Origin of the sequence: Nonomuraea helvata, assembly GCF_039535785.1 — a bacterium.
Lineage (GTDB): Bacteria > Actinomycetota > Actinomycetes > Streptosporangiales > Streptosporangiaceae > Nonomuraea > Nonomuraea helvata.
Window position 1 is genome coordinate 22,490 of record NZ_BAAAXV010000012.1, and the last position, 24,502, is coordinate 46,991.

Sequence of the window (24,502 nt, forward strand, 5' to 3'; positions counted from 1 at the left end):
CCCCAGGTTTTGCGAGGCCGGTCCGGTTACGCCTGGCGTTCCGTGCGGTCGCCGGACCAGTCCGTGTGGAAGGCGCCCTCCTTGTCCACCCGGTGGTACGTGTGCGCTCCGAAGAAGTCGCGCAGCCCCTGCACCAGCGCCGCCGGGAGGCGGTCGCGGCGCAGGCCGTCGTAGTAGGCCAGGGCCGAGGAGAAGCCGGGCGTGGGCACGCCGATCTGGACCGCGGTCGTCACCACGCGCCGCCACGACTCCTGCGCCACGTCCAGGGCGGCCGCGAACGTCGGGTCCGCCAGCAGCGTCGGCAGGGCCGGGTTGGCGTCGTACGCGGCCCGGATCCGGTCCAGGAACTTGGCGCGGATGATGCAGCCGCCGCGCCAGATCGTGGCCATCGCTCCCAGGTCCAGGTCCCAGCCGTACTCGCGGGAGGCGGCGGACATCTGGTCGAAGCCCTGGGCGTACGCGACGATCTTGGAGGCGTACAGGGCCTGCCGCACGTCCTCCACCAGCTCATGCCCGCCGACGCCGGAAAGGCTGGGCCCCTGCAGGGACGCGGCGGCGGCGCGCTGCTCAGGGTGGCCGGACAGGGCGCGGGCGAAGACGGCCTCGGCGATGCCCGTCACCGGCACGCCCAGATCGAGCGCGCTCTGCACGGTCCAGCGGCCGGTGCCCTTCTGCTCGGCCTGGTCCACCACGACGTCCACGAACGGCTTGCCGGTCTCGGCGTCCACCTGGTCGAGCACCTCGGCGGTGATCTCGATCAGGTACGAGTCGAGGTCACCCCGGTTCCACTCGCGGAACACCTCGGCCAGCTCGGCCGGCGTCGCGCCCAGGGCCTGGCGCAGCAGGTCGTACGACTCGGCGATGAGCTGCATGTCCGAATATTCGATGCCGTTGTGGACCATTTTCACGAAATGTCCGGCACCGTCAGGGCCGACGTGCACCGAGCACGGCACCCCGTCCACCTTGGCCGCGATGTCCTGGAGGATCGGCCCGAGCGCCTCCCACGACTCCTTGGAGCCGCCGGGCATGATGCTGGGCCCGTTCAGCGCGCCTTCCTCGCCGCCCGAGATGCCGGTGCCGACGAAGTGCAGGCCGCGCTCGCGCAGCGCCGCCTCGCGCCGCCGGGTGTCCTCGAAGTGCGCGTTGCCGCCGTCGACGATCATGTCGCCCGGCTCCATCAGGTCGGCGAGCTGGTCGATCACCGCGTCGGTGCCGGCCCCCGCCTTCACCATGATGATCGCGCGCCGCGGCCGCTTCAGCGACGCCACGAACGCGGCCATCTCCTCGGACGGCACGAACGTGCCCTCGCCGCCGAACTCCTTGACCAACTGCTGGGTGCGGCCGTATGTCCGGTTGTGCACGGCCACGGCGTATCCGTGCCTGGCCAGATTCCGGGCCAGGTTGCGTCCCATGGTGGCCAGGCCGGTGACGCCGATGTCTGCCATGTCCATCTCAAGCTCCTTTGTGGGGGATACGCATGGGCAAGCCCGGTGGTTCCGCGGGATATTCCAGGATCAGTCGCTCTGCCGTACACCCAGTTCGTCCAGCCTGTCCAGCATGTCAGCCGGATCGGCGTAGACCCTGAACGCCCCCGCACGTTCGAGCTCGTCCCTGCCGTACCCACCGGACTGCAGCCCGATGCCCAGCGCGCCGGCCCGGCGGGCGGCGAGCAGGTCCCAGACGCTGTCGCCCACCACCATGGCATGCGCGGGATCCACGCGCACCAGCGCCGCCCCGGCCAGGAACAGGTCGGGGTCCGGCTTCGCCCTGCGCACCATGTCGCGGGTGATCATGGGGGTGTCCTCCGGCAGTCCCAGCATGCCCAGGGCCAGCCGCGCCGTGCGGGCGTACCCGCTGGTGGCGATGGCCCACGGCACGCCGCGCGAGGTCAGCTCCGACAGCAGCTCGGCCGCGCCCGGCAGCGGCCGCACGGAGTGGACCTGCTGCTCGTAGGCCTCCATGTGCGTGGTCTGCAACGTGTCGATCTGCTCCCGCGTCAGCTTCAGCCCGGTCTCGCGCAGCAGCGCGCTGACGAACAGGCCGCCGCTCATGCCGATGCGCCGGTGGATGCGCCACACCGACAGATCGATCCCCATGCTCGACAGTGCCTGCCGCCACGCGATCACGTGCTGGTAGACGCTGTCGATCAGGGTGCCGTCCAGGTCGAAGAGGAACGCGGGGGTCGGGGCCTCAGGGAACTCGCTCATGGGTCCATGACACCATGGGCGACTATGCGGATCATCATCGCGGGTGGGCACGGGAAAATCGCGCTCAAGCTGGCCGGACGCCTCAAATCAGGCGCGGTCGGCATCGTCCGCAATCCCGCCCATGTCGCCGACGTCGAGGCCACCGGCGCCGAGGCCGTCGTGTGCGACCTGGAGCGGGCGACCCTCGACGAGGTGGCGGCGATCGTGGCGGGCGCCGACGCCGTGATCTTCGCGGCCGGTGCCGGGCCGGGCAGCGGGGCGGCGCGCAAGGACACCGTGGACCGCGCCGCGTCCGCGCTGATGGCCGACGCGGCGGAACGTGCGGGAGTGCGGAGGTTCATCCAGATCTCGTCCATGGGCGCGGGCAAGCCGCCCAGGGGTGGCGACGAGGTGTGGGCCGCGTACATCAGGGCCAAGACCGAGGCTGAGGAGGACCTGCGCGCCGTCTCTGCACGGAGAGCAACCGTGGTGACGAAGTCCCCGCGAGAATACGCGACCAGCGGCGGCCCGGACGGCTGACCGACGAGCCCGGCACGGGGCTGGTCCGGCTGGCACCCGAGGTCCCGCCGGGCGCGGTGCCGCGTGACGACGTGGCCGCCGTCATCATGGCCCTGCTCGAAGCGCCGGGTACGGCCCGCCGGACCCTGGAACTCGTTTCTGGCGAAACTCCCATCATCGACCTTGTTGCGACAGAGTGATACGTGTGACTGAATATCGCGTACTTGGACGTACCGGACTCAAGGTAAGCCCGCTCTGCCTGGGGGCGATGATGTTCGGCGGATGGGGCGAGTCCGACCCCGGCCAGTCCGCCAAGATCATCGATCGTGCGCTCGACGCCGGCATCAACTTCATCGACACCGCCGACGTCTACTCCCAGGGCGTGTCGGAGGAGTTCGTCGGCCAGGCGCTGGCCAAGTCGGGCAAGCGCGACGACGTGGTGCTGGCCACCAAGGTGCACGGCGCCATGGGGGAGGGCCCCAACCAGCGGGGCAACTCCCGCCGCTGGATCATCCAGGAGGTCGAGAACAGCCTGCGCCGCCTCGGCACCGACTGGATCGACCTCTACCAGATCCACCGGCCCGACCCGGACACCGACATCGAGGAGACCCTCGGCGCGCTCACCGACCTCGTACGCCAGGGCAAGGTCCGCCGATCGGCTGTCAAGGAGAGCCTGGCCTGGTAGCGTGTTCGCGTTGGGTACCGCCGGACGGGCGGGAACGGCGCCTCTCGAGGTTCGAAAGCCTGTGGAGAGCTGGTAAGACCACTCCGGTGGCTCAGCTCGGTGAAGCAGGAAGCCGCAGAGGTGCTGCATCTGTGCAGCACGGGCTGAATCGTCGGCATTCATGCCGAAGAGCACGTCAACGCAAGGGGCAGGACGCCGCCGACGCGTCGGGCAGCACGGCCAGCTGCCCGACCGGCACTGGCATGCGTAGGAGATCAACCAGCGCAAACCGGAAGCGGTGGAGCAGCTCGCCGTGCTGGCCGAGGAGGCCGGCGTCACGCTGGTCGAGCTGGCGATCGCGTTCACGATCAGGCATCCGGGGGTGACCTCCGCCATCATCGGGCCGCGCACCATGGAGCACCTGGAGGGCCAGCTGACGGCCGCGGAGGTGCGCCTGTCGGACGACGTGCTCGACCGCATCGACGAGATCGTCCCGCCCGGCGTCACGATCAACCCCGCCGACCGAGGGTGGCAGCCGCCGCAGCTCGCCGACGCGAACCTCCGCAGGCGTCCCTGACCTGATGCTTTGCCGATTCTGGGGGTGTGGCTTCCGGCATCGGCGGTAGGGGTCCCCTGAAGTGAGGGGGGACTTCGATGTCATTCTTCGGCGGGGACCCGTTCAGAGGGTTCGAAGAGCTCACGGGCCGGGTGTTCGGCGGCATGGAGTCCTGGCCGCCGGCCCGGCCCGGCGTGCAGCGCGTGGACGTGGGCAGGCTGCTGTCCGCCTCGGCGAGGGAGGTCCTGCGCCGGGGCCTGGACGCGGCGGGTGAACGTGGCGCGCCCGATCTTGATGTCCTGGACATTCTCGACGCGTTGACCGAGGACGACGCGGTCCGCTCGATACTGGGTACGGCGGGTGTGGACGTGGGCAGGCTGCGCGACCGCATCGACGACCTGGGCGGGCCTGGCCAGGCCGGGGAGCCGCCCACGACGCTCTCGCCGGCGGCCAAGAGGGCCGTCCTGGACGCCCAGCGGATCGCCCGCGCCCTGCGGTCGTCGTACATCGGGCCCGAGCACCTGCTGCTCGCCGTCGCCGCCAACCCCGACTCCGGCGCCGCCCGCATCCTGCGGGAGCAGGGCGTCTCCGCGAACGAGCTGCAGGATGCCATGCTGGCCGGCCCGCACATGGCGCGTGGCGCCGCGGCGGGGGAGGACCGCCGCCGGGCGAGCGACACGCCGACGCTCGACGAGTACGGCCGGGACATCACGGAAGAGGCCAGGCAGGGCCGGATCGACCCGGTCGTCGGCCGCGAGGACGAGATCGAGCAGGCCATCGAGGTGCTGTCGCGCCGTACCAAGAACAACCCGTGCCTGATCGGCGAGCCCGGCGTCGGCAAGACCGCGATCGTCGAGGGCATCGCCCAGCGCATCGTGAACGGCAGCGTCCCCGACCCGCTGAAGGACCGGCGCGTCGTCGGCCTCGACCTGACCGGGATGGTGGCAGGGACGAAGTACCGGGGCGAGTTCGAGGAGCGCATCAAGAAGGTCATCGACGAGGTGCGCGCCCACTCCGACGAGGTCATCGTCTTCATCGACGAGGTGCACAACCTGGTCGGCGCGGGCGCCGCCGAGGGCGCCATGGACGCGGCCAACATCCTCAAGCCCGCCCTGGCCCGCGGCGAGCTGCACGTCATCGCGGCCACCACGATCGACGAGTACCGCAAGAACATCGAGAAGGACGCCGCGCTCGAGCGCCGCTTCCAGCCCATCCTGGTGGCCGAGCCGACCGTGGAGGAGACGGTCGAGATCCTGGCCGGGCTGCGGGACGCGTACGAGGCGCACCACCAGGTGCGCATCACCGACGAGGCCCTGGACGCGGCCGCGACCCTGTCCGACCGCTACATCGCCGACCGGTTCCTGCCCGACAAGGCCATCGACCTCATGGACCAGGCCGCCGCCCGCGTGCGCCTGCGCTCGCGCACGCCCGGCGCGGACGTCCGCGAGCTGGAGGAACGGCTCGACGCGCTGCGCCGCGACAAGGACCAGGCCATCTCCTCCGACAACTTCGACCGCGCCAAGGAGCTCACGACGCAGATCGACAAGATCAGGCCGGAGCTGGAGCGCGCCAGGCAGGGGACGGACTCCGTGCCCCTGGTCACGGTGGAGGACATCGCCGAGGTCGTCTCCCGCCGTACCGGCATCCCGGTCACCCAGCTCACCCAGCAGGAGCGCGAGCGCCTGATGCGCCTGGAGGAGCACCTGCACGAGCGCGTGATCGGCCAGGACGAGGCCGTCACCGCCATCGCGGAGGCCGTACGCAGGGCCAGGGCGGGGCTGAAGGACCCGGGCCGCCCGATCGGCAGCTTCCTGTTCCTCGGCCCGACCGGCGTCGGCAAGACGGAGCTGGCCAGGGCGCTCGCCGCGGCGCTGTTCGGCGGCGAGGAGCACATGGTCCGGATCGACATGAGCGAGTTCCAGGAGCGGCACACGGTCTCCCGGCTCATCGGCGCGCCGCCCGGATATGTCGGGTACGAGGAGGCGGGCCAGCTCACCGAGGCCGTCCGCCGCCGCCCGCACGGCGTGATCCTCCTGGACGAGATCGAGAAGGCCCACCCGGACGTCATGAACATCCTGCTGCAGATGCTCGACGACGGCCGGCTCACCGACGGCCAGGGCCGCACGGTGGACTTCACCAACACGATCGTGATCATGACGAGCAACATCGGCGCCCAGCTCATCCTGGAGTGGTCCGGCCCCGCCAAGGAGCTCGAGGACCGGCTCACGGACGTGCTGCGGCACTCGCTCCGGCCGGAGCTGCTCAACCGCATCGACGAGACGATCGTCTTCCAGCGGCTGGAACGCGACCAGCTCCGCCAGATCGTGGACCTGATGCTGGAACGCACCCGGCAGCGCCTGCGCGGCCAGGCGGTCATGCTGGAGGTCACGGAGGCGGCCAAGGACTGGCTGGCCGAGCGGGGCTACCAGCCCGAGTTCGGCGCCCGGCCGCTGCGCCGTACCGTGCAGCGGGAAGTGGACAACCGGCTGTCCACGATGCTGCTGACCGGCGAGGTCACGGAAGGCGGCACGGTCACGGTGGACGTCGAGGGCGACCACCTCGTGTTCCGTGCCACCGCCCCGGAACCGGTCGGCTGACGTCCACGACACCATCCGAAGGACCCGGCGAGGCTGCGGCGCCGCACGGAGGCCGCCCCTCCTCCTGGGGAGGAGGGGGCCTGGATCCGGAGGCCCGGCTCCTGTCAGGCCGCCACCCCTTTGCTTGCCTGCGGGTCGGGTGAGATCAGCCCGTGGCCTCCGAGGTGGCCTCTGAGCAGTGCGGCTCCTGCCAGCGTGAGCGTGATGGCCATCAGGATGAGCAGGACGCCGAGGTGGGCCGGTTGGACGGGCAGCACGCGCAGGCCCAGGTGGAAGCCCAGGTGCACGCCGACCGCCATCCAGAGCCCGCCGCCGCGTACCCGCGCCGCCGTGCATGAGAAGCCGAGCGCCGTGGCCATGACCACGTAGAGCAGCCTTTCCGTGACGGTGTTCCCTCCGCCTCCGGAGATGATGTGCATGGCGCCGAATCCGACAGAGAGGATGATCATGACCGTTCGTGGCGACAGCCGTCCCGACAAGGTGTCGAAGAGGTGGCCGCGCCAGAGCAGTTCCTCCGGGAAGGCCTGGCCGAGCAGGATGACGACGGCGACCAGCGGCACCCCGGCATAAAGGGAAGGGTCGGCCGACACCCAGGTGGACTCTCCCACGGCGAGGGAGAGCCCCTTGGCGGCGAGCACGGGCACGGCGCCCGCGAGCACGCCCAGCAGGACGCGTGAGGGGTTGCGCCAGCCCAGCGCCGCCCACGGCCGCCCGTAGAGGAAGCGGCGGATGAGGTAGACCAGTAGGAGCGCGGTGAGCGTGACGCTGAGCGTGCCGAGAGGTTCTCGCAGCGGGTTCGCCCGGTCGAGGAGCAGTGACGCGGGGAGGGAGCCGCCGATGGCCTGAACGAGCATGACGACCATGGCGAGGAGGACGGACCAGAAGGTTTTCACGCCGGGAACGCTATGAACGCGCGGGTACGGCGCGCATCGGGCCGGAGATAGAGATCACCATGACCAACGTCATGGTGACTTGGGTGGGATCACAGGTGCTCGGCGGGATCGTAGGTTTGTCGCATGGCGCGGTTACGTGATCCCGATCGTCCGGTTCTCCTCACCGTGGTGTTCTGGCTGGTGCTCGGCGCCACGGTCGTGGCCAACCTGGCGATGCCCGGCGATGCGCGGGACCGGATCCTGTTCTTCTCTGACGTCGTGCTGCTGTGCGGGCTGTGGCTGGTGATGCCGTGGCGGCCCGGCCGTGGTCGTGGCCTGGTGGCGCCCGTTTTCCTGGCGGGCACGTTCGTGCTGGGGCTCACCGGGGCGATCGGCACGCACATGCCCCTGCTGCTCATCGGCGTGGCCAACCTCGCCTTCGTGTACGGCATGCGGGTCGCCACCGCCATCCTTGCCGCGTTCGGTGTGATCATGATCGTTGTTGTGCCCCTGTTCTATGGCAGGTCGATCGTCCAGGTGCTGGCCGAGACGACAGTGGTCGCGGTGCTGGCCACCTTCTCCATGGGCATGGCCTCGGCGGTGCTGCGGGCCCGGCGACTCGCCGAGCGGGTGCGGGAGCTGACCGTCGCCGAGGAGCGCGCCAGGATGGCGGCGGAGATGCACGACTCGATCGGCCACCACCTGACCGTGATCAAGGTGGGGCTGGAGAACGCCGAGCGCTTCCGCGACCGCCTGCCCGCAGCCGCATGGGAGGAAGTGCGCCAGGCCAAGGAGCTCACCGTAGCGGCGCTGGGCGACGCCCGCCGGTGGGTGCGCGCGCTGCGCCCGCTCGCCCTCAACGGTCACCTGGGCAGTGCCGCGCTTCAGCAGCTGGCAGACTCCTTCGCCGGCACCGGCTTCAGGGTCACCTTCGAGGTGACAGGGACCGAACGCCGGCTGGAGCCCGACGCCGAGCTGGTGCTCTACCGTGTGTTGCAGGAAGGGCTCACCAACGCCCTCCGGCACGCCGAAGCCGACTCCGTACGCGGCACGCTGATGTTCGAGAAGGGGAGGGTGGTGCTCGTGGTCGCCGACGATGGCAAGGGCTACGGCCGTGACCATGGCCACGGGTTCGGGTTGAGCTCGCTGGCCGAGCGGGTCAAAGCGCTGGGCGGTACTCTCACCAGCGGCAACGCGGAAAAGGGCTTCGAGCTGCGCGCAGAGCTGCCGTCGTGAGGGCGGTCCGGGTGCTGCTGGTCGACGATCAGGAACTGATGCGGCAGGGGCTGCGCAAGCTGCTGGCGATCGAAGAGAGCATCGAGATCGTGGGCGAGGCCGCGGACGGAGTGGCCGCGCTGGCGGCGGTGGGTGAGATCCGCCCCGACGTGGCCCTTGTGGACGCCCGGATGCCGCGGATGGACGGCGTGGCGCTGATCCACCGCCTGACCGTCGAGCATCCCTCGGTGGCGGCGATCGTGCTCAGCACCTTCGACGAGGACGAGTACATCTTCGGAGCGCTGCGCGGCGGTGCCGTCGGCTACCTGCTCAAAGACTGCTCCCCCGACGAACTGGTCGCGGCGATCCTCCGGGCGAGCCGCGGCGAGATCGTGCTGAGCAGCCCAGCCGCCGCTCGGCTGGTCGCCAACCTACGACGGGAACCGGTGCACGGCGCATTCCCCGGTCAGGAACTGCTATCGGCCCGGGAGCTCGAAGTAGCCCGGCTGGTGGCAGCCGGCGCCACCAACCGGGAGATCGCCACCCAGCTGTTCATCACCGAGGGGACGGTGAAGAACCACGTCTCAAGCGCGCTGCGCAAACTGGGTCTGCGCGACCGCACCCAGCTCGCCCTGCACCTGAAGGGCCTGTAGCCAGTTGCCTTGAGCAGTTTGACGTGAGGCGGTCAGCTTCTGAAGCGGTGCCGGAGCTGTTCGCGGCGGTCATAAGAATAACGGCGAGTGAGCCGTTACGGACCCCCTAATTATCGGGATTGGTGGAGAGATCCGCGCGGGCCAATATGTGGTTTGCGTCATTCGACTTCCACCATTCCATTCAAAGGGGAAATGGCATGAAACTGGCGACTCGTACATTCAGCACAGTGCTGACGCTGCTCCTCGCCGGTACCGGCACCGCGTCCGCGCAGCCCGCGAAGCCCGCTGCCACGGCGGCGCAGTCCGTCCGGCACTTCTACAACGTGCGTTTCCAGCGGTGCCTGGACGCGGACACCAATACCGGCGGGAACGGCGGCAAGGTCCAATTGTGGGACTGCGGCCCCTGGAACCAGCAGGACTGGGAAGTCCGTGCGGACGGCTCCCTCTACAACATGCGTTTCCAGCGCTGCCTGGACGCGGACACCAATACCGGCGGGAACGGCGGCAAGGTCCAACTCTGGGACTGCGGCCCGTGGAACCAGCAGCAGTGGGTTCTCCGCGACGACGGCTCCGTGTACAACGTGCGTTTCCAGCGATGCCTGGACGCCGACACGAACACGGGCGGCAACGGCGGGATCGTTCAGCTGTGGGACTGCGGCCCGTGGAACCAGCAGTGGTGGCGGTGATCAGGCGGGCAGCAGCGCAGTCTGGTCAGCGGCTTCCCGGCGAGTCCACGGCGGTAGCGTAGAGGTCCAGCTCGATCACACCATCTGGGCACTGCAGGCTTCACCCGTCAGGCCCGGCACCGATCATCTGGGTTCTCCCGTGCCGGGCCAGCAGTGGAAGGGCGGCGAGTTGGATGAGGGCGGCGGCGGCGAGGATGCCGGTGGTGACCTCCTCCCGCCAGCCGGGGAGGTGCTCAGAGAAACCTGACTGCTCGTTGCTGTACATCTGCAGGTTGCCCAATTCCACGAGGAGCAGCGTCAACAGGTAGACGACCGTGAAGACGCCGACGATCAGCAGGGAGCGCGGGCGAAGGCCGTGCCTGCGCAGGAGGATCCCCGTGCAGGGCCAGACCGGCGGCCGGCACGACGGCGAAGGCCAGGAGGAACGCCAACGGGAGCAGGAGGAGCCACGCGCTCCAGGGGGAAAGCGGAAGGACCGCGTCCCGGCGCGCGATGCCGCGCACGGCGAGGAGTTGAGCGATCGCGGCGGCGGCGAGGACCGAGCCGAGCAGCGGCAGGTACCACGGCGGCGACAGCGCGCCCATGTCGAAGGGCATCGTGGCGTATCCGCCCGACGGGGCGGGAAACTGCTCGTCGTAGCCGGTGACCGGGTTCAGGACGTAGACGACCGGCATCGCGGCCATGTAGGCGGCGCTCAGGAAGCCCGTCCCGAGCATGAGGCCCGCCGGCCGGCGGCTCAATCCGAACTCGACGAGGCCGAACAGTAGGGCGGCGGCGATGAAGCAGGTCCCGAGCAGGGCGATGCGCCCCTGGGCGAAGGGGATGAAGGCGGCGATCGCCTGGGGCGCCACGTCCTCTTGAGCCGCTTCCTCGACGCACCCGGGAACACGACGACCAGGTGCTGCTCCTCCCCTGCATCGTCGGCCCGCACGTAGACACGGAGCGACGCATCACGCACCGCCCGGGCCGGGGCGCGGCTCCTGGTCGTAGATTCCGACCGACCAGAGGCCCCGCTGGGGGCCGGTCTCGGCCGCCAGGCGCTCCGGCATCGCGGTGATCGCCTCGCGATCCCACGGTCCGTCGCACTTCCCCGCCCGCCGGTCGGCGAGGGCGCACTTGTCAGCCAGCCCGGCCGAGCCGATCGGTGCGTCGGCGGGGAAGACCCAGACCTCGAGATCCTGCGGTGCCCGCAGCCAGTCCGGTGTCACGCCCTCCTCCCTGAACTGGACTTCGAGACCCTGGCCCAGCCGTGCACACGGGGTGAGATCGTGCCACGTGCCCTTCACGTCCCGGATCAGCACCCACGACTTCGGGTTGGCGCACCGGATCGCGATCCCCGTGTGGACGCTGGTCGGCCGGAATGTGACCCGTACCCTTTCCCCCACCGACTGATAAGACTGACCGGAGATCAACGACACCGGCCCGTACATGCTCTCCACGGTCTGCGGCAGTTCGACCCCTTTCAGGAAGTGCGCCGTGACGCCCGTGGCCGGCTCGCCGTGGTTCCCGCCGGGCCACGGTGCTCCGGCCAGAGAGACGACCGCCGCGGCAGCCGCCGCCACAGCCGCACCCGCCGCCACCCGCCGGCGCAGGCGCGTCCTGGTTCCCCGTCGCCTGATCTCGCGCACCAGGGGAGCCGGCCCGTCCTCGCGGACGCTGTTCTCGGCGAACACCGCACGCAGGTCGTCCTCGGTGTACTGGGTCATCGGAGCGCCTCCAGCTTCAGGTCGTCCAGCGCAGGATCCACGCGAAGCCGCGCCAGCGCCCTGCTCAGCTGTTTCTTCACACTGCCGGCCGAGCATCCGAGCACGTCGGCCACCTGCTCCGGGGTCAGATCGTCGAAGTAGCGCAGGACGAGCGCCGCGCGTTGCCGGGCCGGCAGGCCGCCGACCGCCGCCCAGAGGGCCGAGCGCCGGGCGACGTCCGTCTCGAAGTCCGGCTCGGCCGGGCCTTCAGGCAGCGCCTCGGTCGGCACCTCGCCCCGCCAGCGCCGCCGCCACCAGGAGGCGTGCGTGTTGACGAGGATCCGGTACACGTACGGATCGGGGTCGGCCTCGATCCTGCGCCACGCCGTCCATGCTTTGACCAGCGCCGTCTGCACCAGGTCCTCGGCCGCCTGCCAGTCCCGGGTCAGCAGGTACGCCGTACGGCACAACCGCTCGTGTCGTTGCCCGACATATTCGGCGAACCCATCCGCCATCGTGTCCTCCAGATCCGTACCCCGTCACGGTGTACTACCGGTTGGCGGAGTGATCCGGGTGACAGGGCCGCGCCGGCGTGGTCAGGACAGGGCCGCCACGGCGCGGTCGCGGCACTCCGCCAGGGTCAGCCCCGCCAGCGTCTCCCGTACGGCGGGCACGCACACGGGGGCCATGGACAGGCTCGTCACACCGAGCCCCACCAGCAGGGGCGCGAGCAGCGGGTCGCCGGCCGCCTCCCCGCACACCCCGACCGGTTTGCCCGCCTCCTGCCCGGCCTCGGCGCACATGGCGATCAGCTGCAGCAGCGCGGGCTGACGCGGATCGAGCAGATCGGCGAGGGCGGAGTGCTGGCGGTCGGCGGCGAACGTGTACTGGGCCAGGTCGTTGGTGCCGATGCTGAGGAAGTCCACCTCACGCAGCAGCCGCCCGGCCCGCAGCGCCGCCGCCGGGACCTCCACCATCGCGCCCACCCGGGCGATGCCGCGGGCTCTCGCGCGCCGCACGAACCCGGCCGCCTCCGCCACGGTGGTGACCATGGGCGCCATCACCCACGCCTCGGCGCCCGTCTTGCGGGCCGCCTCGGCGATCGCGTCGAGCTGGGTGTCCAGTACGTCCGGCAGCAGGCGGTCCACACGCAGGCCGCGTACACCCAGGGCCGGATTCGGCTCGGCGGGCAGGCCGAGGAACGGCAGCGGCTTGTCGGTGCCCGCGTCGAGCGTCCGCACGATCACGCTCTCCGTCTGCGCGAACACCTCCGCGTACGCGGCCACCTGCTCCTCGAACGACGGCGCCGTCGTACGGTCGAGGAAGAGGAACTCCGTCCTGAACAGCCCGACCCCCTCCGCGTCCGGCCGCAGGTCCTGGGCGGAGCCGATGTTGAGCAGCAGCTTGACCGGGTGGCCGTCCTTCGTCCTGCCCGGGCCACTGCCCGCCGCCAGCCTGGCCCGCTCCGCGCGGTCGCCCTCCTGGACCTCGGCCGCCTGCTCCTCGGTGAGCCCGACGGCGACCTCGCCGGTGCCGCCGTCCACGCCGACGACCGTGCCGTCGGGGACGTCCATGATCCCCGCGCACGCCACGACCGCGGGAAGGCCCCGGCCCCGGGCCAGGATCGCGGTGTGGCTCGTCGGGCCGCCCCGCTCGGTGACCAGCGCCAGGACGTCCGGGCCCAGCCCGGCGGTGTCGGCGGGGGAGAGGTCCTCGGCCACCAGCACGTACGGGTGGCCGGGGGCGGGCAGGCCGGGCATGGGCAGGCCCAGCGCGAACGCCACCGCCCGGTGCCTGAGGTCGTCGAGGTCCGCCGCCCGCTCGGCCAGGTAACCGCCGAGCGCCGCCAGGGCCTCCCGGTGCTGGGTGAAGGCCGCGTCCAGGGCGTGGGCGGCGTCCATGCCGTCGCGCGCCCGGCTCTCGGCGTCCTCCAGGAGCATGGGATCCTCGGCGATCATGGCCAGCGCCTCGAGGATCTCCGCCGCCTCGGCGGCCGCGCCGTCGGCGTGCCCGTCGGCGTGCCCGTTGGCGTGCCCGGCAGTGTGTCCGGCGCTGGCGGCGCGCCGCGTGAGGTCCGCGGCGAGCGCCGTCAGGGCCGAGGCGACGGCGGCCGCCTCGGCGGCGGGGTCGGTGACCGGGCGTGGCGGGGGCAGCGTCGGAGGTGCGGCCATCCGGATCAACGGCCCGGCCGCGCGCCCCCGGCTCACCCCGAGGCCCGTGAGAGGCCCAGAGGGATCAGGCGCAGAGGGATCAGGCGCAGAGGGCTCAGGCATCGAGGGCCTCTTCCGTGTCCAGATCGCTGTCCAGGTCGCGCGCGAGCAGCGCCACCAGCGAGTCCAGCGCCTCCTCCGCCCCCGGCCCGTCCGCCTCCAGCGTCACCTCCGTGCCGTGCACGGCCCCCAGCGACAGCACCCCGAGCATGCTCTTCGCGGGCACCGTCTTCTCCCCGAGCCGCACCGTCACCGGCACCCCGAGCCGCGCCGCCGCCTGCACGAACAGCTTGGCCGGCCGGGCGTGCAGGCCGCTGGCAGAGGCCACGACCACCGTTCGCTGTGCCATCCCGCACCTCCTAGGGTTCAATTGTGACCTTGATGGCCGCGCCCCGGCTGACGAGGTCGATCCCGTCGAGCACCTGGGGCAGCGGCAGCCGGTGGGTGATGAGGTCGGAGACCACCACGTCGCCGGAGGCCACCAGCCGTAGCGCCTCCGCGTTGTGGGCGGGGCTGGAGCCGTTCGCGCCGACGATGGTCAGCTCGCGGTAGTGGACGAGGTTGGAGTCCAGCGTGACGAGCGGATCGTCCTTGGGCAGGCCGCCGAAGAAGCTGATCCGGGCCTGCCTGGCCGCCATCCGCACCGCCTGCTCCTGCGCCGCGCCCGAGGCCGCCGCCGTGATCACCACGTCGGCGCCGCGCCCGCCGGTCAGCTTGAGCACCTGCTCGACGGGGTCGGCGTCGATCGCCGCGTCGGGGCGTACCAGCTCGGAGGCCATCGCCAGTCGCTGCGCGTTGACGTCCACCAGGAAGACGCGGGCGGCGCCGCGCGCCCGCGCCAGGCGTACGTGCAGGCAGCCGATCGGCCCTGCGCCCATCACCACCACGTCGTCGCCCGCGCCCACGCGTGCCAGCGACTGGCCGTTCAGCACGCAGGCGAGGGGCTCGGCCACCGACGCCTCCGCGAAGCCGACGCCGGGCGGGATGGCGTTGACGCCGTTCACTGCCAGCACCTTGGCGGGGATCACCATGTACTCGGCGAAGCCGCCGTCGTAGTGGTAGCCCATCGACTCCTGGTTGGGGCAGACCGTCAGGCGGCCCCGCCGGCACTCGGGGCACGTGCCGCACGGGATCGCGGCGATCACCTGCACCCGCTCGCCCGTGTCCACGACCTCGCCGGCGATCTCGTGGCCCATCACGCGGGGCGGCCTGATGTGGTGGTGCCCGAACTTGAGGATCTTGGCGTCGGTGCCGCACGTCGAGCAGTTCCGTACGCGGATCTTCAGCTCGCCCGGCCCGGCGACGGGCTCGGGCGCGTCCTCGATCCTGATGTCGCCGGGAGCGTGGAATCTGGCGACCTTCATGCTGCGAGCTCCTTCATCACCTGGGAGACCTCCGTGGCCTCGCGCAGCGCCCTGGCGCGGTCGGGGTCGAGCAGGATCTCGGCCAGCGCCGCCAGCAGCGGCACGTGCCCGTCGTCCTTGGCCGCGATGCCGACGCAGAGCGTGACCCGCTCGCCGTCCCAGTCGACGCCGCCGGGGAAGCGCACCACGCAGATGGCGTCCCGCTTGATGTCCTCCTTGGAGGCGTTCGTCCCGTGCGGGATGGCCACGCCCTCGCCGACGTACGTGGAGATCGTCCGCTCCCGCTCGAGCATCGCCTCGACGTACGGCTCCGCGACCGCCCTCACCTCGACCAGCGCCCGCCCGCACCGGCGGATGGCCGCGGCGCGGTCGGGGGCGCTCTCGTGCAGCAGCACGGCCCGCGGGTCGAGCAGGCCGTCACGCATCGACCGTGCCGCCGTTCTTGATGGTGTTGATCAGCTTGGTCACGGCGGGATCGCCGAGGAAGATCTGGAACGGCACCAGCACCTTCCCGGGGGCGGCGGCCCTGGCGCGGTCGGCGAGCCCGGCGTGGCACAGGACCACGTCGGCGTCGTCGGGGATGGAGTTCACCGGCGTGTGCTCGACGGTGACGCCGGTCGACTTGAGCTGCTTGCGCAGCGTGGAGGCGAGCATCACGCTGCTGCCCATGCCCGCGTCGCAGGCCACGATGATCTTGCGGATGTCCTTGCTGTCGATGCCGGCCATGGGTCAGGCCTCCCTGTTGGCGGAGTTGGTGGCGGGTTCGGTGCCGGGTTCGGTGACGGCTTCCTGCGAGCCCTCGGGCTCGTCCTTCTTCTCGCCCCTGCCGAAGCCGAGCAGGACCGCGGCGACGGCGAACGACACGCCCGCGGCCACGAGGATCCCCAGGCTGGAGCCGAGCCAGCCGCCCTTGGGAGTGACCGCGATGTAGGCGAAGATGCTGCCGGGCGACGGCGTGGCGACCAGGCCGGCCCCGGTGACCATGAACGTGAACACCCCGGCCGCGCCGCCCGCGATGACGGCCAGGATCAGGCGGGGCTTCATGAGCACGTACGGGAAGTAGATCTCGTGGATCCCGCCGAAGAAGTGGATGATCATCGCGGCGGGCACGCTCGGGCGCAGCTGGCGCGGGCCGAACAGCAGGTACGCCAGCAGCAGGCCGAGGCCGGGCCCCGGGTTCGACTCCAGCATGAACAGGATCGACTTGCCCGTCTCCGCCGCCTGGGCGACGCCGAGCGGGCCGAGCACGCCGTGGTTGATGGCGTTGTTCAGGAACAGCACCTTGGCGGGCTCGATCAGCACGGAGGCGACCGGGAGCAGGTTGTGGCCGATCAGCCAGCTGACCGCGTGGCCGGCGGCGGTGGTGACCGTCTGGACGATCGGGCCGATGCCGAGCATCCCGACCACGGCCATGGCGCCGCCCACGATGCCCGCGGAGAAGTTGTCCACGAGCATCTCGAACCCGGCCTTGGTCCGTTCCTCCGTGAACTTGTCCACATATTTCAGGATCAGGGCGGTGAGTGGGCCGATGATCATGGCGCCGAGGAACATCGGGGCCTCCGTGCCCACCACGACGCCCATCACCGCCACCGCGCCCACGACCGCGCCGCGCTGCCCGTGCACCATCCGGCCGCCGGTGTAGGCGATGAGGATGGGGAGCAGGGTCGAGATGATCGGGCTGACCATCTTCGCGAGCGTCTCGTTGGGCAGCCAGCCGGTCGGGATGAAGAGCGCGGTGATCAGGCCCCAGGCGATGAACGCGCCGATGTTCGGCATGATCATGCCGGCCAGGTGGCCGCCGATGCGCTGGATGGTGGCCTTGACACCGGTTCCGGTGACCGGGGGAGTGTAACTGTCGGCCATGGGACTTGCTCCTTCGGGGGGATGAGCAGTTGATCAGCCGCTGTGCTGGGTCAGAGGGGTTCCTGCGGAGGTGAGGAGGCGGGACGGGTCCGGCGGGCCGACGGTGACGGCCGCGGGGTCGATGACGGCGGCGTCGATGTCGGCAGGGCCCGGCATGCGGCTGCCGGGCAGGCGGACCGCCGCGGCGCCCCAGGCCAGCGCCCGCGCCAGCGCGCCGGGGCCGTGCCCGCCGCCGGCGAGAAAACCGGCCAGCATGGCGTCGCCGGCGCCGACGGAGCTGCGCGGCTCGGTGACGGGGGCCTCGCCGTACCAGATGCCCTGGTCCTCGACGAGCACGGCGCCGTCGGCGCCGAGGCTGGCCAGCACGGTACGCGCGCCCGCGGCCCGCAGCTTGCCGGCGGCCTCCACCACGTCGCCGAGGCGGCGGATGGGCATGCCGGTGACGCCGGAGAGCTCCTCGAGGTTCGGCTTGACCAGCGCGGGCGCGGCGCCGAGCGCGCTGGCGAGCGCCGCGCCGCTGGTGTCGACCGCCACGTGGATACCCGCCCCCGCGAACCTGCGGCACAGCCGGGCGTAGACGTCGGCCGGGACCTCCGGGGGCAGGCTGCCCGAGGCGACCACCCAGTCGGCCTCATGGGCGGCGGCGAGCACGGCGTCGGCGACCGTGTCCAGCTCGCCGGCCGACAGCGCCGTGCCCGGCTCGTTGATCTTGGTGATGGTGCCGTCCGGCTCGGCCAGCGTGACGTTCGACCTGGTCGGGCCGGCCACCGGGACGGTGACCATGTCGAGCCCCTCCGCCGCGAGGAGCCGTACGAGCTGCCTGCCCTCGTCGCCGCCGAACGGCACCACCGCCCGGCTCGCCACGGCGTTGGCCAGCAGCGCGCGTGAGACGTTCACGCCCTTGCCACCGGGGTCCAGGCGGGCGGCCGCGGCGCGGATGACCGTGCCGCGGTCGAGCGCGGCGATCTCGATGGTCCGGTCGAGGCTCGGGTTGAGCGTCAGGGTGAGGATCATGCCCTGATCACCTCCGGGCCCGCCGCCGCGAGGTCGGCGGCCAGGGCGACGTCCAGCCCGGTGTCGGAGATCACCACGTCGATCTCGCCCAGTTCGGCGAACCTCGCCAGGTACGTGTTCGTGAACTTCGTGTGGTCGGCCAGCAGCACGCTGCGCTGCGCGGCCTTGACCATGGCCCGCTTGATCGCCGCCTCCGCCGGGTCGGGCGTGGTCAGCCCCCTGGTCAGCGAGCAGCCGTTGGTCGCCATGAAGGCCACGTCCACGTTGAGACCGGCCAGCGGGCGCAGCGCCCAGTCGTCGACCGTGGCGAGCGTCTTGCCGCGCACCCGGCCGCCCAGCATGATCACGTGCAGGTTGGCGCGGGCGGCCAGCGCGGTGGCCAGCGGCGGCGAGTTCACCACGACGGTGAGCTCGCGGTCGGCGGGCAGCACCTTGACCAGGCGGCCCGTGGTGGTGCCCGCGTCGATGATCACGGAGCCGTCCTCGGGCAGCTCGGACAGCGCGGCCTTGGCGATGCGCTCCTTCTCGGCGGTCAGGACCTCGTCGCGGGCGGCCAGCGCGGGCTCGAACCCGAGGCGCTCCACGGGGATCGCGCCCCCGTGCACCCGGCGCAGCACGCCCGCCCGCTCCAGCGACGTGAGGTCGCGGCGGATCGTCTCGGTGGTCACGTCGAGCTCGGCGGCCAGCGTCACCACGTCGACGCGGCCCGCGGCCCGCGCCCTGCGCAGGATCTCCTGCTGCCGCTCCTCGGCGTACATGATGTTGGTTCACCGCCGTTTCGGGTTGGTTTCTTCTGTATTTGAACCCGTTTTCGTTGGACGGTCAAGGGCTGGTAGGTATAGGCGAATGCGAAGCAAGCCCCTGGCCGCCGCGGCGGCAGCCGTACCCCTCGTCGTCGGGCTCGCCGCGCCCGCGTATGCCGCTCCGAAGGTCCCCCCGGGCACCACGGCGTCGTGGCTGGTGTTCGACCGGCAGGTCGGGAAGTTCGTGGCCACCCGGAACGCGCACAGGAAGTTCCGCTCCGCCTCGGTCGTCAAGATCCTCATCGCGATCGACTACCTGGAGCGGCGCAAGAGCGTGCCCGCCGCTGACGCCAGGCTCCTGAAGGTCATGCTGCGCTCCAGCGACGACGACGCGGCCTCGACGTTCTGGGACCGCGACGGCAAGGGGCAGATCGTCGTGCGCATGGCGCGCAAGCTCGGCCTGTCCGACACCGCGCCGCCGCCCGCCTCGCAGCCCGGGTTCTGGGGTTACACCTCGCTGAGCGCGTACGACATCGTGCGGACCTACCGCTACCTGCTCGACCGGGCCGACAGCCGGGTCAGGGACACGATCCTCGGCCACCTGCGGCAGTCCACGCCGTGCGGGACCGACGGCTTCGACCAGACGTTCGGCATCCCCGACGCGGTGCCGCGGCCGTGGGCGGTCAAGCAGGGCTGGTCGGGCTTCGGCACGACCCCGCCCACGCGCTGCTCCGACGCCAGGGCCGTCGGGGCGCCCATCTCGTGGATCTCCCGGCGGGCCGTCGGCTCGGGGGTGCCCGACTACGGCCGCCCGGTGCTGCATACGACGGGGCTGGTGGGCAAGAACGACCGGTACGTCATGGCGGTGCTGACGGCGCACCCGGCGGGCGGCGCGTGGAGCGCCTCCGTCAAGCGCATCACCACGCTGACGAGCGAGCTGTACCGCGGTCTGTCCTAGACGCCCGCAGCGAAGGAGACCTATGGGCGACAGCGTGTCGTTGGCCCAGCTTGTCCATCGCCTGGAAGCGGTGGTGGATGACCTACGGGGCATCCCGGTCGACGTCGAGCGGGTGGATGACGATGCGCTCGTCCGGGAGCAGATCGCGCAGGTCGTCCCCGCGGCCGGCGAACTGCGCGCCATGCAGCCTCTGAGCGCGACGGAGAAGGGCTCCGAGGAGCAGAGGAGCAGGCGCAGGGTGCTCGATGCCCTGGAGCGTGGCATGACGATGCGCACGATCGTCCACGCGAGCGTGCTGGACGACCCTCGCAAGGCGGCCCGGATCAGGCAGTTGCACGCCTCCGGTGACCTGCACCGGGTCGTCGACGAGCCGATGCAACAGGTGATCATCTTCGATCGCGCTGTGGCGTTCCTGCGGATGACCCCCTTCACCTACGCGCCGGGCACGTTGGTGATCAGGCAGCAGAGTCTCCTCGCCACTCTCATCGACCTGTTCGAGCGGACCTGGGCGACGGCCAGGGAGCTCGACGAGCCGACGCACCGACTGAGTGCCCGCGAACGCGAGGTGCTCGCCCTGATCGCGGAGGGGCGCTCCAACGGCGCCGTCGCGCGCGCCCTGTCGATCACGGAGGCGGCTGTCGGCAAGCACGTCGCCAGCCTGTTCGCCAAGCTCGAGCTGCCCGAAACCGCTGACGACAACCGGCGGGTGCTGGCGGTGCTCGCCTACCTGCGCGGCACGGTGAGGTAGGGCCAAGCCCACCGCGATCTCGCCCTAGCCCCCGCGCACGCGGAATCCCGGGCGAAGTTCAATGACGTCGTGCAAAGAATGACTGGATTACTGATCGGCGCGATCTTCGGCGCGGTTTTCGTCGTCGTCAACGCGCAGAGCCCGCTGAACGCCGTGACCGTCAACCTTCTGCGGGCAGCCGCCTGCCTGGCGGCCGCGAGCGTCATCGCCATGTGGTTCGCCACCGCCCGGAGAGAGCGGCCCGCCGCGGGATCGCAGCGGAACATGTTCGGCCGCGGATACCTGGTCGTCGTCGCCGCCGAGGCGATCCTGCTCTTCGGCGGGCTTCGGGTGCTGGCCGCCTTGGGAGGTCCCGAACAGGCCAACGTGGCGTGGGTGGCCTTGGTGGTTGGCGTGCATTTCATCGCGTTGGCGCCGATCTGGAAGGACCGGGGGATCGCCGTGCCCGGGGTGGTTCTCACCCTGCTGGGCACCGGTGGCCTGGTTCTGGCCTTGACGGCCGCCGTCGCCTGGGTACCGTTCGTCAGCGGCGTGCTGTCCGGGGTGGTGCTGCTGATCGGCGCGGTCTCCTTCGGCTGGCGCACTGTGACGACCCGGACGGTCTAGCACTCATCGCCGACGGCAGGCGCGCGTTCGTCAAGGCGGCCAGTTCGCTCGTGTCGCCTGGCACGGCGCGGTTCCACCGCCGGGAGATCGAGGTCTCCCGGCTGCTCCCCGGTGAGGTGCCGGTGCCCCGGTTGCTCGACGCCGCAGCCGCTGAGCGAGGAGCATCCGCTGACCCGCGACCTCGGCCCGGAACCGGTCAACGCCTTCCTCGCCGTGCACGCCGGCTTCCTGCTGCGGCTGGCGGCCGATGCCGGGCCGGGCGCCGACCGCCATCTGGTCGGCATGGCCACCGTGCTGGGCAAGCATCGCTGCACTGGCTGCGGCAGCGGCTGCGGGCACGACTGCCTAAGAAGGCGTCCGGCCGGCTTGCAGAGCCTCCTGCTCCACGCGCACCTTCTTCGGCACGCACATCCGCCAGGCCTCCAGCACCAGCTCCCGCATCTCGGCCACGTCGAGGGCGGCCACGCGCGCCACCACCCAGTTGAAGCGCATGTCGGACTCCCTCGGCATGAGGAACCTGTCCGGCTCGGCCGCCACCAGCGCCGCGCGCTCCTCCTTCGGAAACCCGAAGCCCATCAGCGTCTCGTCCCGCGAGAACGCCACGTAGACGATCTTGCCGACCCGGAATTTCACCCGGTCCCGGATGAGGTGCTCCGAGGAGCGTGGGAGCGTGCGCGCGAACTGCCGTACATCGTCGACTGTGAACACGCGGCAAACGTTACTGGTTGCCCTCCGCGGCCGAAATGTCGGCGAGCGCCGAGTTGGGGTCGCGTTCGAGGGCGAGGTCGCCGAGGCTGACGATGCCGACCGCGCGGCCGTCCTCGACCACCGGCAGGCGCCGCACGGCGTGCGAGCGCATGAGCTGGACCGCCTGGTCGATGCTGGTGTCCGGGCCGACGGCCTCGACGTAGGGGCTGCAGGCCTCGCGTACCGGAGTCCCGGGGGCCTTGTCCGCCGCGACGACGCGCACGGTGATGTCGCGGTCGGTGATGATGCCCTGCATCCGCCCGTTGTCGTTGACGATGACGGCGCCCGCGTCGTTGTCGCGCATGAGCGCCGCCGCGACGGACACCGGCTGGTCGGCCTCAACCGTCGCGGGGTGGGACGTCATTACATCGGCCACGGTCTTCGCCATGGGAATCCTCCTGCTAGAGCGGTCCAGCCGACCCTCTACCCGGGCGGATAGGCGATTCACGGGACTTTGTCGTGTCTCTGCGTTCGGCTAGAGCGTCTTGGCCGCCAGGCGGATCTCGTCGAGCAGGATGGCCAGGTCACGCTCGGTCGTGTCGGGGTGCAGGAAACACGCCCGCAGCGCATGACGGCCGCCCAGCCGGGTGCCGGTGATGAACGCGTTACCGCGTGCCTGCACCGCACCCGGGATCGCCCGGTTGACCGCGTCCGACCCCGGGCGGTAGCGGAAGGCGGTGATCGAGGTGGTGACGGGGGCGACGAGCTCGAAGTCGTCCGCCTCCTCGACCATGGCGGCGAGCGTGCGGGCCAGCCCCGCCGTGTGGTTCACCAGCCGCGTGACGCCGGACCGGCCCAGGTGCGACAGTGTCGCCCAGGTCTTGAGCGCGCGGAACGGGCGGGTCTGCTCGGGACCGTACTCGGAGAACCACCCCAGATCGCCCGCGTTGTCGTCGATCAGGTACGACGGCACCAGGCTGAACGCGGCCCGCGCCGCCCTCGGGTCGCGCAGCAGCGCGCAGCCGCAGCCCACCGGGACGCCGAGCCACTTGTGCGGGTCCAGGGCCAGCGAGTCGGCCCGATCCAGGCCCGCGTAGTGCGGCGCCGCGCCGTCGGCCAGCACGCCGAGCCCGCCGTACGCGCCGTCCACGTGGAACCAGAGCCCGTGCTCGGCCGCCACGTCGGCGATCTCGTCCAGCGGGTCCACCGCGCCGGAGTTGACGGTGCCCGCGCTGCCCGCCACGCAGAACGGCCGCAGGCCCCGCCCGACGTCCTCCTTGATCATGGTACGGAGCGCGCCCACGTCCATCCGGTACGCGCCGTCCACCGGGACCGTCCGGACCTGCCGCGATCCCAGGCCGAGCAGCTGGGCCGCCTTGTGCAGGCAGCTGTGGCCCTCCTCGGTGACGTACATGACCATGGGCGGCCGTCCGGACAGCCCCTCCTCGCGGACGTCCCAGCCGTCGGCGAGCGCCGCCCGCTGGCGGGCTGAGGCCAGGCAGATCACGGTGGCCATGGACGCGCCGCTGGTCAGCAGCCCACCGCCGGGCGGATGCGGGAACCCGACCAGCTCGGCCAGCCACCGCACCACCGCCCGCTCCAGGTGCGGGCCCGCGTGGTCGCCTCCGGCGCAGCTCGGGTTCAGGGCGGCGGCCAGCGGCTCGACGAGGACGCCGGCGGGGTTGGGCGGGGAGTTCACCCAGCCGAAGAAGCGGGGGTGGCCGTTGCCCATCGGGTACGGCAGCACGTGGGTGCGGGCGTCCTCGAGCAGCTCGTCGAGCGCCCGGCCGCGCTCGGGCAGCTTCTGGCCGCTCAGCCAGGCCCGCTCGGCGTCCGGCACGGGCTGCCACACGGGCCGCTCACCGAGGCTCGCGAGGTGCTCGGCCGCGATCGCCGCCGCCGCGGCCCCGGCCCTACGCAGCCCGCCGTCCACCGCATCGGCCGCGCGCATGCTCTGCGCGCTCGTGTCGCCGGGGCGTTCGTCGCGTGCGGTCGCGTCGGCGAGGTGCTCTTGATGTGCGCTCGCGTCGGCTGCGAGGTGCGGGGCGCGGTCAGGCATCGGGCGATTCCTTCCAAGGGTTGTGCTCCCCGGCGCCGCCCAGCTCCATCGCCAGGTAATACACACAGTCGACGGCGCCGTCGTTGGCGAAGGCGTGGCGGCAGTCGCCCGGGTAGTACGCCGAGTCACCGGCCCCCAGCTCGTACGGCCTGCCGTTGATCGTCAGCCGCAGCCTGCCGCGCTCGACCGCGAGATACTCCCGCGACCCCGGCGCGTGCGGCGCGAACTCGCCCGCGTCCACGCCGGGCCCGATGGTCGTCCGCATGAACTCGAACTCCACGTCCGGCAGCACCGGCGACAGCACCCGCCGCTCCCAGCCCGACGGGTCGCGCAGCACCCGCTGCTCCTCGAGGCGCAGCACCCGCATGGCCGCGTGCGCGGGCTCGTCGAGCAGCCGGGCGATCGACGTGCCGAGGGCCGTGGCCAGCCGGTCGAGCACCAGCACCGTCGGTGTCTTGGCGCCCCGTTCGACCTCCGAGACCATGCTCCGGCTGATGCCGCTCAGCGCGGACAGCCGCTCGACGGTCAGCCCGCGCGCCCGCCGCCCCGAGCGGATCCGCTGCCCGAGCTCGGCCATCGACAGGCCGCTCGACAGGACCCCTTCGCCTTCCATGTGT

General features: G+C 71.4%; 28 protein-coding genes and 1 pseudogene. 10 read left to right on the forward strand and 19 right to left on the reverse strand.

Annotated elements, in window-relative coordinates; genetic code table 11:
* Nucleotides 1-26: 26 nt before the first annotated feature.
* Both gndA and ABD830_RS50160 read right to left on the reverse strand, forming a co-directional pair.
* The gene (gene gndA / locus ABD830_RS50155; RefSeq protein ID WP_345002693.1) at nt 27-1,451 is read right to left on the reverse strand and encodes an NADP-dependent phosphogluconate dehydrogenase; all 1,425 of its coding nucleotides are present in this window, start codon (nt 1,449-1,451) and stop codon (nt 27-29) included.
* A gap of 63 nt (nt 1,452-1,514) precedes the next feature.
* Nucleotides 1,515-2,207 carry an HAD family hydrolase gene (locus ABD830_RS50160; RefSeq protein WP_345002694.1) on the reverse strand — a complete coding sequence of 231 codons (693 nt, stop codon included), beginning with the start codon at nt 2,205-2,207 and terminating at the stop codon, nt 1,515-1,517.
* A gap of 24 nt (nt 2,208-2,231) precedes the next feature.
* On the opposite strand from ABD830_RS50160, the pseudogene ABD830_RS50165 reads away from it, so the two are divergent.
* The 4 genes and pseudogenes from ABD830_RS50165 to ABD830_RS50180 all read left to right on the forward strand — a co-directional run bounded on the left by ABD830_RS50165 (nt 2,232) and on the right by ABD830_RS50180 (nt 6,522).
* Nucleotides 2,232-2,905: pseudogene (locus ABD830_RS50165) on the forward strand (NAD(P)H-binding protein).
* A gap of 5 nt (nt 2,906-2,910) precedes the next feature.
* Nucleotides 2,911-3,390, forward strand: coding sequence for an aldo/keto reductase (locus ABD830_RS50170; RefSeq protein WP_345002696.1), 480 nt, complete (start codon nt 2,911-2,913; stop codon nt 3,388-3,390).
* Nucleotides 3,391-3,667: 277 nt separating this feature from the next.
* Nucleotides 3,668-3,946, forward strand: a complete 279-nt coding sequence (locus ABD830_RS50175) for an aldo/keto reductase (protein WP_378521146.1) — start codon at nt 3,668-3,670, stop codon at nt 3,944-3,946.
* Between the two features lie 77 nt (nt 3,947-4,023).
* Entirely contained in the window at nt 4,024-6,522 is a 2,499-nt protein-coding gene (locus ABD830_RS50180) for an ATP-dependent Clp protease ATP-binding subunit (protein ID WP_345002697.1), read from the forward strand.
* A gap of 104 nt (nt 6,523-6,626) precedes the next feature.
* On the opposite strand, the gene ABD830_RS50185 is transcribed toward ABD830_RS50180, so the two are convergent.
* The gene (locus tag ABD830_RS50185) at nt 6,627-7,415 is read right to left on the reverse strand and encodes a CPBP family intramembrane glutamic endopeptidase (RefSeq protein ID WP_345002698.1); all 789 of its coding nucleotides are present in this window, start codon (nt 7,413-7,415) and stop codon (nt 6,627-6,629) included.
* Nucleotides 7,416-7,538: 123 nt separating this feature from the next.
* Between ABD830_RS50185 and ABD830_RS50190 the strand changes: the two genes are divergently transcribed.
* The 3 genes from ABD830_RS50190 (at nt 7,539) to ABD830_RS50200 (ending at nt 9,948) form a co-directional block, all read left to right on the forward strand.
* A complete protein-coding gene (locus ABD830_RS50190; RefSeq protein WP_345002699.1) occupies nt 7,539-8,630 on the forward strand; it encodes a sensor histidine kinase in 1,092 nt (363 codons plus the stop codon).
* Nucleotides 8,627-9,262 carry a response regulator gene (locus ABD830_RS50195; protein WP_345002700.1) on the forward strand — a complete coding sequence of 212 codons (636 nt, stop codon included), beginning with the start codon at nt 8,627-8,629 and terminating at the stop codon, nt 9,260-9,262. Before ABD830_RS50190 ends, ABD830_RS50195 begins: the two co-directional genes overlap by 4 nt.
* Nucleotides 9,263-9,459: 197 nt before the next feature.
* The gene (locus ABD830_RS50200) at nt 9,460-9,948 is read left to right on the forward strand and encodes a ricin-type beta-trefoil lectin domain protein (RefSeq protein WP_345002701.1); all 489 of its coding nucleotides are present in this window, start codon (nt 9,460-9,462) and stop codon (nt 9,946-9,948) included.
* A gap of 100 nt (nt 9,949-10,048) precedes the next feature.
* On the opposite strand, the gene ABD830_RS50205 is transcribed toward ABD830_RS50200, so the two are convergent.
* The 12 genes from ABD830_RS50205 to ABD830_RS50260 all read right to left on the reverse strand — a co-directional run bounded on the left by ABD830_RS50205 (nt 10,049) and on the right by ABD830_RS50260 (nt 18,842).
* Nucleotides 10,049-10,234, reverse strand: coding sequence for a hypothetical protein (locus ABD830_RS50205; RefSeq protein ID WP_345002702.1), 186 nt, complete (start codon nt 10,232-10,234; stop codon nt 10,049-10,051).
* Nucleotides 10,182-10,799: a hypothetical protein gene (locus ABD830_RS50210; RefSeq protein ID WP_345002703.1), complete on the reverse strand. Its 618-nt coding sequence runs from the start codon at nt 10,797-10,799 to the stop codon at nt 10,182-10,184. Before ABD830_RS50210 ends, ABD830_RS50205 begins: the two co-directional genes overlap by 53 nt.
* A gap of 99 nt (nt 10,800-10,898) precedes the next feature.
* A complete protein-coding gene (locus tag ABD830_RS50215; protein WP_345002704.1) occupies nt 10,899-11,654 on the reverse strand; it encodes a hypothetical protein in 756 nt (251 codons plus the stop codon).
* Nucleotides 11,651-12,148 (reverse strand): SigE family RNA polymerase sigma factor, encoded by a 498-nt coding sequence (locus tag ABD830_RS50220; RefSeq protein WP_345002705.1) that lies wholly within the window; start codon nt 12,146-12,148, stop codon nt 11,651-11,653. Before ABD830_RS50220 ends, ABD830_RS50215 begins: the two co-directional genes overlap by 4 nt.
* Before the next feature lie 81 nt (nt 12,149-12,229).
* Nucleotides 12,230-13,906 carry a phosphoenolpyruvate--protein phosphotransferase gene (gene ptsP, locus ABD830_RS50225; RefSeq protein ID WP_345002706.1) on the reverse strand — a complete coding sequence of 559 codons (1,677 nt, stop codon included), beginning with the start codon at nt 13,904-13,906 and terminating at the stop codon, nt 12,230-12,232.
* Nucleotides 13,899-14,192 carry an HPr family phosphocarrier protein gene (locus tag ABD830_RS50230; protein WP_345002707.1) on the reverse strand — a complete coding sequence of 98 codons (294 nt, stop codon included), beginning with the start codon at nt 14,190-14,192 and terminating at the stop codon, nt 13,899-13,901. Before ABD830_RS50230 ends, ptsP begins: the two co-directional genes overlap by 8 nt.
* Before the next feature lie 10 nt (nt 14,193-14,202).
* The gene (locus ABD830_RS50235; RefSeq protein WP_345002708.1) at nt 14,203-15,207 is read right to left on the reverse strand and encodes a zinc-dependent dehydrogenase; all 1,005 of its coding nucleotides are present in this window, start codon (nt 15,205-15,207) and stop codon (nt 14,203-14,205) included.
* On the reverse strand, nt 15,204-15,632 hold the full coding sequence (locus ABD830_RS50240; protein ID WP_345002709.1) for a PTS mannitol transporter subunit IIA: 429 nt from the start codon (nt 15,630-15,632) through the stop codon (nt 15,204-15,206). Before ABD830_RS50240 ends, ABD830_RS50235 begins: the two co-directional genes overlap by 4 nt.
* Nucleotides 15,625-15,933 (reverse strand): PTS sugar transporter subunit IIBC family protein, encoded by a 309-nt coding sequence (locus ABD830_RS50245; RefSeq protein WP_345002710.1) that lies wholly within the window; start codon nt 15,931-15,933, stop codon nt 15,625-15,627. The genes ABD830_RS50240 and ABD830_RS50245 overlap by 8 nt, the downstream gene beginning before the upstream one ends.
* 3 nt (nt 15,934-15,936) lie before the next feature.
* A complete protein-coding gene (gene mtlA, locus ABD830_RS50250) occupies nt 15,937-17,070 on the reverse strand; it encodes a mannitol-specific PTS transporter subunit IIC (RefSeq protein ID WP_345002711.1) in 1,134 nt (377 codons plus the stop codon).
* 33 nt (nt 17,071-17,103) lie between these two features.
* Nucleotides 17,104-18,084 (reverse strand): 1-phosphofructokinase, encoded by a 981-nt coding sequence (pfkB, locus tag ABD830_RS50255; RefSeq protein ID WP_345002712.1) that lies wholly within the window; start codon nt 18,082-18,084, stop codon nt 17,104-17,106.
* Nucleotides 18,081-18,842 carry a DeoR/GlpR family DNA-binding transcription regulator gene (locus tag ABD830_RS50260; protein ID WP_345002713.1) on the reverse strand — a complete coding sequence of 254 codons (762 nt, stop codon included), beginning with the start codon at nt 18,840-18,842 and terminating at the stop codon, nt 18,081-18,083. The genes pfkB and ABD830_RS50260 overlap by 4 nt, the downstream gene beginning before the upstream one ends.
* An 88-nt stretch (nt 18,843-18,930) precedes the next feature.
* Here ABD830_RS50260 and ABD830_RS50265 point away from each other — a divergent pair, with 88 nt between their 5' ends.
* The 3 genes from ABD830_RS50265 to ABD830_RS50275 all read left to right on the forward strand — a co-directional run bounded on the left by ABD830_RS50265 (nt 18,931) and on the right by ABD830_RS50275 (nt 21,139).
* Entirely contained in the window at nt 18,931-19,785 is an 855-nt protein-coding gene (locus tag ABD830_RS50265; RefSeq protein WP_345002714.1) for a D-alanyl-D-alanine carboxypeptidase family protein, read from the forward strand.
* A gap of 22 nt (nt 19,786-19,807) precedes the next feature.
* Nucleotides 19,808-20,533 carry a helix-turn-helix transcriptional regulator gene (locus ABD830_RS50270; RefSeq protein WP_345002715.1) on the forward strand — a complete coding sequence of 242 codons (726 nt, stop codon included), beginning with the start codon at nt 19,808-19,810 and terminating at the stop codon, nt 20,531-20,533.
* Nucleotides 20,534-20,611: 78 nt separating this feature from the next.
* Complete coding sequence (locus tag ABD830_RS50275; RefSeq protein ID WP_345002716.1) at nt 20,612-21,139, forward strand: hypothetical protein; 528 nt, start codon at nt 20,612-20,614, stop codon at nt 21,137-21,139.
* A gap of 345 nt (nt 21,140-21,484) precedes the next feature.
* Here ABD830_RS50275 and ABD830_RS50280 read toward each other — a convergent pair whose 3' ends face one another.
* The 4 genes from ABD830_RS50280 to ABD830_RS50295 form a co-directional block, all read right to left on the reverse strand.
* Entirely contained in the window at nt 21,485-21,847 is a 363-nt protein-coding gene (locus ABD830_RS50280; RefSeq protein WP_345002717.1) for an MmcQ/YjbR family DNA-binding protein, read from the reverse strand.
* A 10-nt stretch (nt 21,848-21,857) separates the two neighbouring features.
* Nucleotides 21,858-22,274, reverse strand: coding sequence for a CBS domain-containing protein (locus ABD830_RS50285; RefSeq protein ID WP_345002718.1), 417 nt, complete (start codon nt 22,272-22,274; stop codon nt 21,858-21,860).
* A gap of 87 nt (nt 22,275-22,361) precedes the next feature.
* Nucleotides 22,362-23,885: a pyridoxal phosphate-dependent decarboxylase family protein gene (locus tag ABD830_RS50290; RefSeq protein WP_345002719.1), complete on the reverse strand. Its 1,524-nt coding sequence runs from the start codon at nt 23,883-23,885 to the stop codon at nt 22,362-22,364.
* Nucleotides 23,878-24,498, reverse strand: coding sequence for a helix-turn-helix domain-containing protein (locus ABD830_RS50295; RefSeq protein ID WP_345002720.1), 621 nt, complete (start codon nt 24,496-24,498; stop codon nt 23,878-23,880). The genes ABD830_RS50290 and ABD830_RS50295 overlap by 8 nt, the downstream gene beginning before the upstream one ends.
* Between the last annotated feature and the right edge of the window lie 4 nt (nt 24,499-24,502).

What these genes read in the sequence shown, in the direction of transcription:
- ABD830_RS50180 (WP_345002697.1), top strand. Translation starts at nt 4,024, where the DNA reads ATGTCATTCTTCGGCGGGGACCCGTTCAGAGGGTTCGAAGAGCTCACG.
- ABD830_RS50285 (WP_345002718.1), bottom strand. Translation starts at nt 22,274, where the DNA reads ATGGCGAAGACCGTGGCCGATGTAATGACGTCCCACCCCGCGACGGTT.
- ABD830_RS50230 (WP_345002707.1), bottom strand. Translation starts at nt 14,192, where the DNA reads ATGGCACAGCGAACGGTGGTCGTGGCCTCTGCCAGCGGCCTGCACGCC.
- ABD830_RS50215 (WP_345002704.1), bottom strand. Translation starts at nt 11,654, where the DNA reads ATGACCCAGTACACCGAGGACGACCTGCGTGCGGTGTTCGCCGAGAAC.
- ABD830_RS50200 (WP_345002701.1), top strand. Translation starts at nt 9,460, where the DNA reads ATGAAACTGGCGACTCGTACATTCAGCACAGTGCTGACGCTGCTCCTC.
- ABD830_RS50220 (WP_345002705.1), bottom strand. Translation starts at nt 12,148, where the DNA reads ATGGCGGATGGGTTCGCCGAATATGTCGGGCAACGACACGAGCGGTTG.
- ABD830_RS50270 (WP_345002715.1), top strand. Translation starts at nt 19,808, where the DNA reads ATGGGCGACAGCGTGTCGTTGGCCCAGCTTGTCCATCGCCTGGAAGCG.
- gndA (WP_345002693.1), bottom strand. Translation starts at nt 1,451, where the DNA reads ATGGACATGGCAGACATCGGCGTCACCGGCCTGGCCACCATGGGACGC.
- ABD830_RS50295 (WP_345002720.1), bottom strand. Translation starts at nt 24,498, where the DNA reads ATGGAAGGCGAAGGGGTCCTGTCGAGCGGCCTGTCGATGGCCGAGCTC.
- ABD830_RS50260 (WP_345002713.1), bottom strand. Translation starts at nt 18,842, where the DNA reads ATGTACGCCGAGGAGCGGCAGCAGGAGATCCTGCGCAGGGCGCGGGCC.
- ABD830_RS50190 (WP_345002699.1), top strand. Translation starts at nt 7,539, where the DNA reads ATGGCGCGGTTACGTGATCCCGATCGTCCGGTTCTCCTCACCGTGGTG.
- ABD830_RS50240 (WP_345002709.1), bottom strand. Translation starts at nt 15,632, where the DNA reads ATGCGTGACGGCCTGCTCGACCCGCGGGCCGTGCTGCTGCACGAGAGC.
- ABD830_RS50275 (WP_345002716.1), top strand. Translation starts at nt 20,612, where the DNA reads ATGACTGGATTACTGATCGGCGCGATCTTCGGCGCGGTTTTCGTCGTC.
- ABD830_RS50245 (WP_345002710.1), bottom strand. Translation starts at nt 15,933, where the DNA reads ATGGCCGGCATCGACAGCAAGGACATCCGCAAGATCATCGTGGCCTGC.
- ABD830_RS50265 (WP_345002714.1), top strand. Translation starts at nt 18,931, where the DNA reads ATGCGAAGCAAGCCCCTGGCCGCCGCGGCGGCAGCCGTACCCCTCGTC.
- pfkB (WP_345002712.1), bottom strand. Translation starts at nt 18,084, where the DNA reads ATGATCCTCACCCTGACGCTCAACCCGAGCCTCGACCGGACCATCGAG.
- mtlA (WP_345002711.1), bottom strand. Translation starts at nt 17,070, where the DNA reads ATGGCCGACAGTTACACTCCCCCGGTCACCGGAACCGGTGTCAAGGCC.
- ABD830_RS50160 (WP_345002694.1), bottom strand. Translation starts at nt 2,207, where the DNA reads ATGAGCGAGTTCCCTGAGGCCCCGACCCCCGCGTTCCTCTTCGACCTG.
- ptsP (WP_345002706.1), bottom strand. Translation starts at nt 13,906, where the DNA reads ATGCCTGAGCCCTCTGCGCCTGATCCCTCTGCGCCTGATCCCTCTGGG.
- ABD830_RS50235 (WP_345002708.1), bottom strand. Translation starts at nt 15,207, where the DNA reads ATGAAGGTCGCCAGATTCCACGCTCCCGGCGACATCAGGATCGAGGAC.
- ABD830_RS50290 (WP_345002719.1), bottom strand. Translation starts at nt 23,885, where the DNA reads ATGCCTGACCGCGCCCCGCACCTCGCAGCCGACGCGAGCGCACATCAA.